The 12,041-nt window shown below is 42.3% G+C and carries 10 protein-coding genes; 7 read left to right on the top strand and 3 right to left on the bottom strand.

The features are described from left to right. The coding region (locus tag G500_RS26235; protein WP_027001640.1) for a hypothetical protein at nt 1-183 on the top strand (183 nt) is incomplete at its 5' end. Nucleotides 184-195: 12 nt separating this feature from the next. On the opposite strand, the gene G500_RS0103875 is transcribed toward G500_RS26235, so the two are convergent. Together G500_RS0103875 and G500_RS0103870 are read right to left on the bottom strand one after the other, a co-directional pair. After that, nucleotides 196-3,405: an SUMF1/EgtB/PvdO family nonheme iron enzyme gene (locus tag G500_RS0103875; protein WP_027001639.1), complete on the bottom strand. Its 3,210-nt coding sequence runs from the start codon at nt 3,403-3,405 to the stop codon at nt 196-198. A 61-nt stretch (nt 3,406-3,466) separates the two neighbouring features. Beyond that, the gene (locus tag G500_RS0103870; RefSeq protein WP_154657002.1) at nt 3,467-3,937 is read right to left on the bottom strand and encodes a hypothetical protein; all 471 of its coding nucleotides are present in this window, start codon (nt 3,935-3,937) and stop codon (nt 3,467-3,469) included. Between the two features lie 410 nt (nt 3,938-4,347). On the opposite strand from G500_RS0103870, the gene G500_RS0103865 reads away from it, so the two are divergent. From G500_RS0103865 to G500_RS22220, 4 genes are all read left to right on the top strand, one after another. Next, nucleotides 4,348-4,893 (top strand): nucleotide exchange factor GrpE, encoded by a 546-nt coding sequence (locus G500_RS0103865; protein WP_027001637.1) that lies wholly within the window; start codon nt 4,348-4,350, stop codon nt 4,891-4,893. 329 nt (nt 4,894-5,222) lie between these two features. Next, nucleotides 5,223-6,362 carry a molecular chaperone DnaJ gene (gene dnaJ, locus G500_RS0103860; protein ID WP_027001636.1) on the top strand — a complete coding sequence of 380 codons (1,140 nt, stop codon included), beginning with the start codon at nt 5,223-5,225 and terminating at the stop codon, nt 6,360-6,362. A gap of 151 nt (nt 6,363-6,513) precedes the next feature. Then, nucleotides 6,514-6,840, top strand: coding sequence for a hypothetical protein (locus G500_RS0103855; RefSeq protein ID WP_425402037.1), 327 nt, complete (start codon nt 6,514-6,516; stop codon nt 6,838-6,840). A 245-nt stretch (nt 6,841-7,085) separates the two neighbouring features. After that, nucleotides 7,086-7,781 (top strand): SCO family protein, encoded by a 696-nt coding sequence (locus G500_RS22220; protein ID WP_035756233.1) that lies wholly within the window; start codon nt 7,086-7,088, stop codon nt 7,779-7,781. A 152-nt stretch (nt 7,782-7,933) separates the two neighbouring features. On the opposite strand, the gene G500_RS24795 is transcribed toward G500_RS22220, so the two are convergent. Next, complete coding sequence (locus G500_RS24795; protein ID WP_086047798.1) at nt 7,934-10,354, bottom strand: T9SS type A sorting domain-containing protein; 2,421 nt, start codon at nt 10,352-10,354, stop codon at nt 7,934-7,936. 481 nt (nt 10,355-10,835) lie between these two features. Between G500_RS24795 and G500_RS0103830 the strand changes: the two genes are divergently transcribed. Together G500_RS0103830 and G500_RS0103820 are read left to right on the top strand one after the other, a co-directional pair. After that, nucleotides 10,836-11,249 carry a response regulator gene (locus tag G500_RS0103830; RefSeq protein WP_027001633.1) on the top strand — a complete coding sequence of 138 codons (414 nt, stop codon included), beginning with the start codon at nt 10,836-10,838 and terminating at the stop codon, nt 11,247-11,249. A 171-nt stretch (nt 11,250-11,420) separates the two neighbouring features. Continuing rightward, nucleotides 11,421-12,005 carry an adenylate kinase gene (locus G500_RS0103820; RefSeq protein WP_027001632.1) on the top strand — a complete coding sequence of 195 codons (585 nt, stop codon included), beginning with the start codon at nt 11,421-11,423 and terminating at the stop codon, nt 12,003-12,005. The last annotated feature ends 36 nt before the right edge of the window (nt 12,006-12,041 follow it).

Genomic DNA, 12,041 nt, shown 5'->3' with positions numbered 1-12,041 from the left:
GGACAACGCACTGCGTTGTCCGAACTATGTGCGAACAAACCCGCAACGTTTTTCAATCCTACTGACGGCGGACAAGGCAATGCCTTGTCCCTACATGTGAGTATTTTCGTCTCGCCAAACGCCAAAAAAATTTGGGGGCTAACGCCCCCAAGCCCCCAAAAACCAAAAAGGGTAAAAACCTAAAAGCGCAAAGCGTTACGGACTCAGAGAAAAACGAAACCCGTAGTTGTCGCTCCTAACAGCAGGAAGGTTCCAGTCACGGCCGGCAGAGTGGCAGTTACCATCAACGTTGTTCCACGAACCGCCACGCAAAAGCCTATAAGCAGATACTTTGTTATTCAAAGGGTTTTGTTTTTTTGCCTCTTCAGTTTCATAAAACTTTGCATCATAATAATCCTGACACCACTCAAAGACATTGCCGCTCATATCATACAAGCCTAATTGATTCGGCTTTTTCTCACCCACAGGCTTGAGTTGCGAACCTGCTCGCATAAAAGGTTCTAATGGCGTTTGTTTCCCTTTTTGATAGGCTTCAAGTTCTTCAAAAGTACCCTCCCTGCCTGTATTGGCGTAGTAATAACCGACTTCATTTAGGTCATTACTGCCTGCATAAAGAAAGTCGTCTTTCCAATTGATGCCACCTTTGGCGGCATACTCCCATTGTGCTTCTGAAGGCAGTTGGAAGGTAGCTCCTGGTATCAAATCTTTGAAAATATCATTGAGCCATTCTGTGCAGGCTTTTGCGTCATTCCAAGAAACGTATATGACAGGCTTATTTCTTTGGGTTTGTAGCCTGCCTTGTTCGTCATGTTTCCAACAGATGACATTCCCTTCTTCGTCTTTTTCCTGAAAGATATAACCCCACTGCTGCACCTCTTTTTTTAGAATATAAGCACCTTTTTTTTCCTCGTCTATCTTTCCTTGCGCATCTCTAAACCAATCCATACTCTCTTTGTAATCAAAATACCTACTTCCTTTTTCTGCGTCAGTTTGGTATCCGCTATGGTTGGCAAAGGCTTCAAAATCGGCGTAGGTGGTTTGGTATCGGCAGAGGTAGAAATCGGTTAGGCTTACAGGTATGGGGTTGCCGTTTTGGTCATACTCGTCTTCTTTCACGCTGGGGTGGCTACCTTTTTTGCTGCCCATCAGGAAGTGTTTTTCGGGGCAGGCATCTGTCCCCTGCACAAAAATCATATTATACCATATCCGAATGAGAGCTGCCGTAGGCAGTTGGCGCAAGGGTTCTTTTTGGGCTTCTTCGGGGTTTTGCGCCTTCTGATAGAGTGCTGTCAGAAAGTTGTCTTTTTCCACAATAGAGTTTCCTCGCAAATCTATCCACTGCAAAGCCAAAACAGGGTCGGCTACGCCTGCTAAGGCAGCGTACTTTTGCTGATTTTTGTCGGGTGCTTTTTCGTCGGTTGGTGTTTGAAGTCTTAGGCGGTTGTCTTTCAAATTTAAGCGTTGGCAGGCGGGAAAATGTTTGAGCCAATCGGTATGGGTTAGGTCAAGCCCGCTTAGGTTTAAATCGGTGATTTTCGCCAATTCCAAAGCAAAACCTACATTGTAACGCTTGATGGTTTCTATCGCCTTTTGAAAAAGGTTTTCGGTGATGCCTATATTAGACAAGGCAAAATAAGGGTCTCTATAATTTGGTTCATCTTGGGAAAAGAGCAGTTCGTCCATCAAATACTCATAGACAAAAAGCTCAAGTAGCGGTTTTTCGCGAATCTGTTTCAGAAATGTATCCTTTTCAAGATTGGCGAAATTATTTTTTTGATAGCTTTCGAAAAGCATAAGGGTCTGCCAAAAAGTATGTTCTTTTTGGGCTTCGGTCAAATCTTTTTTCAATAAAGCATAAAGCCTTTGTGCTACTTCGAAGTAATAGGCTTCTTTGGTTAGTCTATCTTTGAGCGTATCGGAATGAACGATTAAAAGTGTTCTGAAATATTCGTTAGGACAAGTTTTCAATAAGGGCTGTACCTCTTTTGAATAAGATTTTTTAATCTCTTGTTGGTAAGAAAAATTTTCTATTTTTTGTTTTAAATTTTTCCACTCCTTATCCGTTTGAGGTCTGAAATAAAGGCGTGTTTGAAGTAAGTGGCGATAGAAAACAAAGCTCTGCTCGCTTGCACCTTCTTTCTTTACATATTCTTCGGCAATCCTGCCCTGATAGAGTGCTTCGGCAAGGAAATATTCGTAAAACTCGGTGTGCGCTAATTGATACGCCTCGCTCTGTTCGCTGCGTTTGAAAAAGCTCTCTGTTAGTTCTGTTGGTTTTTTAGAAAAGGTCGGCTCTTTGGGAAAACTTTCTACTACCGCAACAAGAAGTTCTTGTTTCAATTCTGCGGCGAAGGCTTGTTTCTCTTTTTCTGTTTCGCTTTCCAAACCCAAAGCAGCTCTTTCTTGCCTAACCCAACCCTTAAAGAGATGCTCATATAACAAGACCTGCACCTCGATTTTAGCAATTTTGGCTAAATCTTCTTGTGATTGATTCAGTAAAAAAATAAGACTTTTGATGAAAAGAGGACGGTAAAATAAGGTACTTATTTCTCCTGCCAAAAAGGTTTCTGCTTTTGCCAAATACTCGCCCGAAAGCCTATTTTTCAGCAATCTGTTTGCTCCATCTTTTACAATCTTATCCAGAAATAAGGCACGCCAATTGCGCCCTGCCAAACGCTTATAATCTTTGGCATCATCTATTTTATCGAAAAGGAAATTTGTTCGAGTAGAGCAGAAAATGTAAGCAAAAGTCTCTAATTTTTCGAGCAACTCTTTAAGCCTTTCCACTCTCTTTTTTTTGTCTGCCTCCTTTTTTGCCTCTAAATCTTTATGAAAATCGTCTATAAAGACAATCGTATAAGGCTTTCTTTCCTCCGAAATGTTTTTTTCCAAAAAAGCAACTTGTTTATCCAAGTCCGTTTCAGCATACAAAAAAACAAGGTCGTATTTGCCCCTAAAAGTTGCCTGTGTTTGTTGCAACACTGTGAAAATCTTTTGCATTGTCAGCGTCTTGCCCATACCCGAATCGCCCAGAAGCATAAAAAGGCATTTGGTAGTTCCTTCGTGCGGTTTTAAATTTGTACAAAAAGAAACCAAAGTAGGACTTTGCTTAGGGTCGTATCCGTAATGGTCTAATACCAATTTGACACACAGCTCACGCCAATAGCTACTTTCCATAACCATATCCTGATAATTTGCCAATTCCTTTTTGATTGGCTCTAATACGCCTGCTGCTACATCAGGATATTTTTTCAAAAGTGCAAGTCTTGCGTCTTTTCCTTGCAGACGGCGCAGCCATTTATGGCGCAAACCCGCTCTAACGACATAGCGCGATTTAGTTTCTGAAAAGTTTGGTGGGACTATGACCTGACTTTGAACCGTGTTTATATGTTGTACAATGCCCATCTTCGTTTGGGTTTAAAGTGATAATAAATGGCAAAAAACAACCCCATTTCTGAAAGCCAAATTAGGGTTTGAGGTGAATATTTTGGTTTTCTATCTTCTCGATATGCGTGATGTAAGTCGTATTGTGGTCGCCTCTGACTACAACCGCCTTATCGCTGGCAGTAATGCGCTCGTCGATGTGTTTGTGCGTTGAGTTATCTACGACGCTATTATCAACTCGCTTGTCAATCTTGATAGAAACTTGTAGTTTCTGGGCAATACTTTCAAGATTTTGCCGAAGGCTATCAAATTGGTTTTGAATTGTTTCCGCTTCGCTCGGTTCTGGCACTTGTTTTTGGGCAAAATGCTCAATTTGTTGGTCTATCTCTTGCAAATCGTCTATGGCATTTTGAATTTGTTTTTTAAGCCCAAACTTAGTAGTCTGGTCGGCTGTAAAAGACCACTCCTTTAAAAGAAAAGCAATTTCCTCCTGCAAAACCTTGTGCGTCTTTCTCAAGCCTTCTAAAAGTGTGAGGTAAGATTCCTTGTTCATGGCAGTTTGTTTAATCGGTATAAAAATAAAAACATCTAAACCGCCACAATATACAAAAAAAACAAAAAAGGGACTTCTTTTTTTTGAAAACTTACTATGCAAATGGAAAAAGTTATTTTTCATTTTTGCGAATCGCTATCAGCCACACAAAAAACCTCCTCGACGGCTAAAAGCCCCTTCGAGTGTTGAAACATTTTTGCTTTTTCTTTTTTTCGGTTTCAAAAAGCCGTACCTTTGCAACTAACTGACAAAATGGCGTTTCTGACACGCTTTTTTATGCCGACAAGCTCTCTTTGAAGGCAGCAGAAGTGTCAAAACAAGCAAAATGGCAGTTTTCGCCTTTTGGCAAATATCTTGTTTTGCTGCTTCCAAAATTATTTTTCTAACCCTTATTGAAGGTTCATCTGACTATGGCAAACGAAGAAACAAACCCTACCCCCGAACAACAGCCCGAAAGCGAAACTCCGCAGGTAGAAACGGCACAGGAAAACACAGCAAACCCCAGCAGCGACAAACTCCACGCCGAAGCACAAGAATTTAAAGACAAATACTTGCGCCTTTATGCCGAATTCGATAACTTCCGCAAGCGCACCGCCAAAGAACGCCTCGAAACGGAATTGCAGGCAAATCGCAAACTGATGAACGCCCTACTGCCCGTCCTCGACGACTTCGAGCGTGCGCAAAGCTCTATCCAAAAAGCCGAAGAAAAGGAAAAAGCCGCCCTCGAAGCCTTAGACATTTTATACAAACGCTTGGCAGATACGCTCAAACAAAATGGCTTGAAACCTATGGACTCTGCCATCGGAAACACCCTCGACGCTGAATTGCAGGAAGGTATCGCCATCGTACCCGTAGCCGAAGAAGACAAAAAAGGCAAAATCATCGACGAAATAGAAAAAGGATACTACTTGCACGACAAAGTCTTGCGCTTTGCCAAAGTAGTTATCGGCTCGTAAAAATGCACCCCACCCCATACCCCTGCCCCCATAGGGAGGGGCTTAAATTTTGCTTGTACGCAAATTGTATAGCTGCCAAAAAGTCATGTTAAATTCTAAAAATTAGGTCGAGTGTAGGGACAAGGCATTGCCTTGTCCTAATTTTGATAGAAATAAAAAAGGATTTTCAGACCCAAAAAAAGGTTGAGTCCAAATTTTATTTCGTTTTCAATTTGACAACACAAGTTTTTTTTGCAGAACTTAACATTATTGCCCCTATGGGAAGAAGGCAGGGTAGGGGTTCAGAAACAAGAAAAATTACGCAAAATCATTCAACAACAAAATTAGCAATGGCAAAAGATTATTACGAAATCTTGGGAGTAAGCCGAAACGCTACCACCGACGAAATCAAAAAAGCCTATAGAAAAATTGCTATCAAATATCACCCCGACAAAAACCCTGGTGATAAAGAAGCCGAAGAGAAATTTAAAGAGGCCGCACAAGCCTATGATGTACTCTCCAATGCCGATAAAAAGGCAAAATACGACCGTTTCGGACACGAAGCCTTCAATGGCGGCGGCGGAAATTACGGCGGCGGCGGTTTTAGCATGGACGACATCTTCTCACAATTTAGCGACATCTTCGGTGGCGGCTTTGGCGGCGGTAGCGCACAAGGGCGCAGACGGCGAAAAGGGACAAATTTGAGAATTAAGCTCAAACTCACACTACGAGAAATCGCGACAGGCGTAGAAAAAAAGGTAAAAGTACGCAGACAGATACAGTGTAAAAGTTGTAGCGGCACAGGTGCAGAATACGGCACAGCCTTAGAAAACTGTACCACTTGTGGCGGCACAGGGCAGTTGAAAAAATATACCAATACTATGTTGGGGCAGATGATTACGACAGCCACCTGCCATGTCTGTAATGGTGAAGGGCGCGTAGTCAAGAAAAACTGTCCGCCTTGTGGGGGTCAGGGTTTTGTGGAAGAAGAGGAGGTTATCAACCTGCAAATTCCTGCGGGCGTAGAACACGACATGCAACTTTCTATGTCGGGCAAAGGCAACTTCCCCTATCGCGGTGGCTTAGATAGTTTGGCAGGCGATTTAATTATTGCCATAGAAGAAGAAGAAGACGAAAACTTTAAGCGTGATGGTAGAAATATTCATTACGAACATTACATCAGCTTTATTGATGCCGTTTTGGGTACAAAGGTAGAAGTGCCAACGCTGGAAGGTGCAGTTCGCATTGAGATAGAAGCAGGCACACAGAGCGGCAAAATCGTTCGCCTACGTGGAAAGGGCATCAAAGACTTGCAAGGCTATGGCACAGGCGACCAATTAGTGCATCTCAAAGTATGGACACCGCGCAATCTAAGCAAAAAACAAAAAGAAGCCTTAGAAAAATTGCGCTCCGAAGGCATCTTCGAACCCAATCCTACCAAAGAAGAAAAAAATAGCTTCTTCGACCGCATGAAAGACTTTTTTCAGTAGCAAAAGCCATTTCTAACCACTTTCCCAAACCAAACGGACTTTGAAAAAGTTAGAATCAGAGTCAGAATCTTCCGACAAACCCTTAGAAGGGGCAGAAACGCCAAACGCCGACCTGCCCCTAACGGATTTTGACCCTACCCAAGAATTAGACATAGAAACGCGCTGGTTTCAGCTTACGCAACGCCTAAAAGGGCTTTTTCAGAAAACACCCGACTTAGAGGCGGTTCTCTTTCTGGTAGGTGTGCAAGAATTGGGGCGTGGCAAACGCATCTTTTCAAAAGAAGAAAAACAAGACCTGATGCACATGGCTACCTGCAAATTGCTTAGTTTGCTTGGCTACTACCAGTTGGAAGGCATCGATAAAGAAGGTTGGGCGCATTGGAAAAACATACGCCCCCTGCCTTTTCTTGCGCCCAAAGAACAAGAGAAATTGCTCAAGATGTGCGCCGTAGAATATTTCGAAAAGGAAATATTTTAGGAAATAGACAAAAAACCGCAGAACCCCACCCTGTCCTCCCCCATAGGGAGGGTTCGAAAACCAAGTCATTTTTTTTGCATTTATGCAAAAAAATGATGCCGCCTAAAAGCCCCATGTAGGGACAAGGTATTGCCTTGCCTGCATAGCAAGATTGAAAAAATGTGTTATTTTGTTTTGAATTTGAAAATTGGAGTGAGCGTGCCATTCACCTTGACCAAAAATTTTCATAATTTATCCGTTTTTATATGAAAAAAAAACTTATCTTAGGCATCATCTTTTTGCTGCCGCTTAGTCTTGTTTTTTTCCTCAATTCGGGCGAAACCACCTTCAAATCCTTAGAGATTTACTACGATTTGCGCAATCCTGAATTTGACCCTTCCTTTTTGGCTACTAAAAATTGTGAACCAAACTTTGTAGATAGCACTTGGCGAGTACGCGATTTTGCACTCAAAGACCAAAACGGACGCGACTTTTCATTAAAAAATGTAGAGGGTAAAATCTTTGTCGCAAATTTTATCCTGACGCGCTGCACCAATAGCATCTGCCCGACGATGGTTTCCGAATTAGTGCGTGTGCAAGAGGCTTTCGCTAATCCTGAAAACGACATTCATTTGGTTTCTTTTAGCATAGACCCCGAATACGATACGCCCGAAATTTTGCAGCAATATGCCACTACCTACCGCGCCAATGGCGATTATTGGCATTTCCTAACAGGCGAAAAAGCACAAATTTATGCACAAGCACATTGTTCTTATTTCGTAGCGGCACAAAATCAGGGCGATTATAGCACCATAGACCATGCCGATAAGCTCATCTTGGTAGATAAAGAAAAGCGCATCAGAGGCTATTACAGTGGCACTTCGCGCCAAGAAGTGGATAGGCTTATTACCGAAATTCAACTTTTGTTGAAGGAATATGAGGCGAAAAATAGGGAAAAGTAAGTACAATAGGGAGGACAACTTTTTATAGAGCCTGCCCAAAAGTAGAAAGTAAAATAGCAACAAAGTAGAAATTCGTAAGTCATTTACAAAATCTTAGGTAAGAAATTGGTAAATGGCTTACGAACTTTTTTTAGGTGTCGAAGGTCTTATTTCTATTTAAGGATAACCTTCTGGTGAAATCTAATTCCCGAAGGCGTATAGATTTGTAGAAGATACAAGCCGCGTGCAAAATCTTGGGTTTGAATTTGGAGCGGTTCGCCTACCTTTTTCAAGGCTTCGCCCTGAAAGGCAATCTTTCCTGTGGGCGTATAGAGCGTAATCAAAGCCGTTTCGTCTTTTGCACTTGCCCATTCTAAATTAAAATGCGTGTAGGCAGGATTTGGATACAAAGACAAAGAAGATTCGGCTATTTTTGAATTAGGCGCAACAGAAACTACTTTTGAAAGGCTAAATGTTCCTGCGTAATCGCGCTGTTTGAGGCGATAATAGGCGGTTTGGGTATTCAATTCTTCGTCTTTAAACTGATAGAATTTTCGCAACGTTGTCGTATTGTGTCCCTTTACAAAGCCAATGGGATAAAACTCAACGCCGTCGGTACTTTTCTGAATCTCAAAACCTTCGTTATCGCGCTCCGAACTGGTGTTCCAATTGAGCAGGGTGAAATTGTCATATTTTTGTGCCTTAAATTCTACCAACTCTACGGGCAAAATTACCTGACAATCAAATTCACGTTGGTTGTCTTGCTGTTCGCCACACTCTTGCGAAATGGCAGACACTTGGTAGAGAAAAATTAGGTTTTCCACTGTATTGGTAGGCGGCGTATTGATATCGAGCTGATAGGTTAGCGTTACCGAGCGTGTAGGAAAGCTATTATCGGTGGTATCATTTGAAAGTAGATTGAAGGTTACGTTTGGATTGAGCGAAGTAAGATTGTGGCTCAAATCGTTGGCATAGTAGTAGCCATTTGAAAAACCTACGGTAATGGTAACAAAGTCGCCATTGGCAAAGGTGCAGTTGGTGGCATTGTCGAGCGAAGAAAGAATATCAAAATTGGGGTCTATCAGTGGAATTTCTACGGTCAGGCGTTGTTCATTGACAAACCACCAAGTATTGACCGTTTCAGGATTGTCATTGTTGCCGCGCCCTGTCCATCTGTGGCAGCCTCCTGTGGCAGAAGTGGCGGGGTCGCAACCTGCTAATTCCAAATTTCCATCTAAGGCTGTTCCTGTATTGATAAGGGTATCGTCCCAATAGATGCGTGGGCTTTGAAAAGAGCCATTACAAATGTTGCTGATGGGGCGAATAAGCGCAACAGAAAAACCGTTATTGTGGTTTTCTACATCAGAGATAGGCAGGTGAGTAAGCCCTGTAAAGAAAGAAACGGTTATGGGAACTTCTGTACCGGGCGGCACAGGATTGCCTAAGTTATCGTTGCCGTCCCAAGGAATACAACTAATGCCATCAGGAATTTGCACATCTATCATCAATACGTCTGCTGTGTTGGGTTGATAGCCTACAACGCCGTTGAGGTCGAGCAAAATGTCGGCTGCGCCTCCTCCTTCGGAATTGACGCGAATACAATACCCTGTGTTGAGGCATTGGTCTAAATCTACTCCCAAAAGGCAACCTACTGTACCTGATGGAAATTCTATCAGGTCTGGATTATTCAAAAAGATAAGATAAAAAGGACGTGTTTGCGCTTGTTCGGGCGTAGTGATGTTATTAAAAACTGAACGCCTATCTACAATTTTATCGCCCGTATTGCGCGTACCCGTAGGATTACAACTAACGGCAAAACCAAAAGGACGCATGCCATTGAAATCTACACGTGTAACAACGCTATCGCGCTCCGAAGTATAGACAAACATGCCCGCATCTACGGTATGGTTGTTATCACTACCCCCTGTAGTAAAAGACCACTCACGCGACCAAAGTCGCCCTTTTTGCTCCACTCCTGCGGCATTTACTACCGTAATATCAAAGAGAGGCATACTAAAATCCCCCCAAGTTGTAGCAGGATTATTGTTATTTCTAAATTCTATGTAATAGTCTGCCGAACCAGTAGCTCCATATTGGGGTGCAGGAATTGGATTGGGTACGACAAAAAAGGCGGCATCATAACCTGCCGCTCCATATTTTTGAGCAGGTCCTACAAAAAAGCGATTAAAAGTAGCGGCATTATTATTGGCATAGTAACCTGTTCCCATGCCCGAAATTGGGTTGTGTTCTACCACCGTAACGTTTTGATGTGTGCGAATACGCGCCCTGACGTTATTTGCCACCCCGCCAAAACCGTAATAAACCGTATCACCGGGCTGCACGCGAATATAAAGACGCACCAAAGGGTCTGCCCCATAAGTGGCAAATTTACTACCCGTATTGACGTTGTTGGTATTTATCATCAAAACACGGTTTGCTGCCCCCTTCCAGCCCAAAGGATTTAATTCCCGCGTGCCTTCAGCAAAAAGCGAGGCAGATACTACAATTTGTAGCAAAATTGAAAGCATCAAGCCTATCGATAGGCTTAATGTTTTGTTACGATTCGTAACAAAGAAAAAATTAAGATTTTTCATATAATAGAGGTGTTATTAGTTGTCGGAAGCCCGATAAAAAATGGTGTTACATCAATTATTTTGTCTTTTGTAGGCACGCTTCATGCCCATACCACTACAAAGATACGGCTATAAGGAAGAAAAAGAAAATCTATAGCGCGTTTTTTTGATGAATGTACCAAAATCATACCCTAACTGCGCGATTTTGAGGATAAAATGCAGTTGAGCGCAAATAAAAACGAATAGACAAAAAAAGAGATAGACTGACTTATTACGACCCTTTAAATCTCTACCACCATTTTTTTATTTGGCTGCCAACATAGCCCTAACTCTTTTAGAAACAACCCCTTAACAGTTTTTAAATATTGAGCAATCCTTCTAAAATTGGACACTACCTAAAAAACCTAAAAAAAGACGAAAAAATATTTGGCGTGTATCCTATTTTTATCTATCTTAGACTTGATTTGTAATAATTTTTTGTATTCAACCTCCACCAAAAAGAATGGCAGCAAAGAAATACTATGCCGTAATGCTCGTAGATGACAGCGAGATAGACAATCTCATCAACCAGAAGATGATTCAGTCAGCCAATATCTGTGATGTAATTTACGTACATTCAGGGGCGAAAAGTGCCATCGAAGCCCTCCGAAATTTGGAAAAAATTGCCAAAGATGTACCCAGCAAAATTCTTCCCGATGTTATCTTCTTAGACATCGACATGCCACTGATGGACGGCTTGCAGTTCTTAGACCAATTCGCAACCCTACTCCCCCAGACACAACAGCACTGTCGTATCGTGATGCTTACCTCGTCTATCAATCCCAAAGATATGACGCGCTCCAAAAAGTATGACTTTGTCAAAGAATATATCAATAAACCGCTTTCAAAAGACGTTTTACAAAAACTTGATGTGTAAAACTATCTTAATTTTGCGGCTTCCTCTTTCTTTTTCGAAAAAAGAGAGCCTTTTTGTCTTTCCAATCCTTATATTTGAGCTTAAGCCTATTTTGTTTTACTTTGTTCTACAAAGTCCTTATTGAATAACAAAAGGCAAACGCTTATCTTTTCCGTTTAAACACTTCTCATAATGCTCAATATCATTTTATTTGGTCCTCCGGGGGCAGGCAAAGGCACACAGAGCCAAAAACTTGTAGAACATTATCAGCTCGAACACATCTCGACAGGCGACCTCTTGCGCTCGGAAATGGCAGCTGGCACAGCCTTAGGCAAGCAAGCCCAAGACTACATGCAAAAAGGCGCACTCGTTCCCGATGCCGTTGTGATTGGCATGATAGAATCTAAACTCAAAGCGCAGACGCACGCCAAAGGGATTATCTTCGACGGCTTTCCGCGCACCTTAGCACAGGCACAAGCCTTAGACGAACTCTTGCAAGCGCACGGACAGAAAATCGCCTGCTTGCTTTCTCTCGAAGTAGAAGAGGGCGAACTGACCAAACGCATCTTAGAAAGAGGCAAAACCTCTGGACGCATCGACGACCAAAACGAGGAATTAGTCAAGAGGCGCGTACAAGTTTATCGCAACGAAACAGAAATCGTGGCGACGCACTACGAAAAGCAAGGCAAACTTGAACGCATCAATGGCATAGGTGAAATTGAAGAAATTACCCAAAAGCTCAAGACTGCCATCGACAAGGCTGCCGCAAAGAGTTGATGCGATTAAAAAATCAATTCGCTTTCATTTTGTAGT

Source organism: Hugenholtzia roseola DSM 9546, from assembly GCF_000422585.1.
GTDB lineage: Bacteria > Bacteroidota > Bacteroidia > Cytophagales > Bernardetiaceae > Hugenholtzia > Hugenholtzia roseola.
Note: the sequence above shows the minus strand (reverse complement) of the source record. Positions and strands in the feature narration are given on the sequence as shown.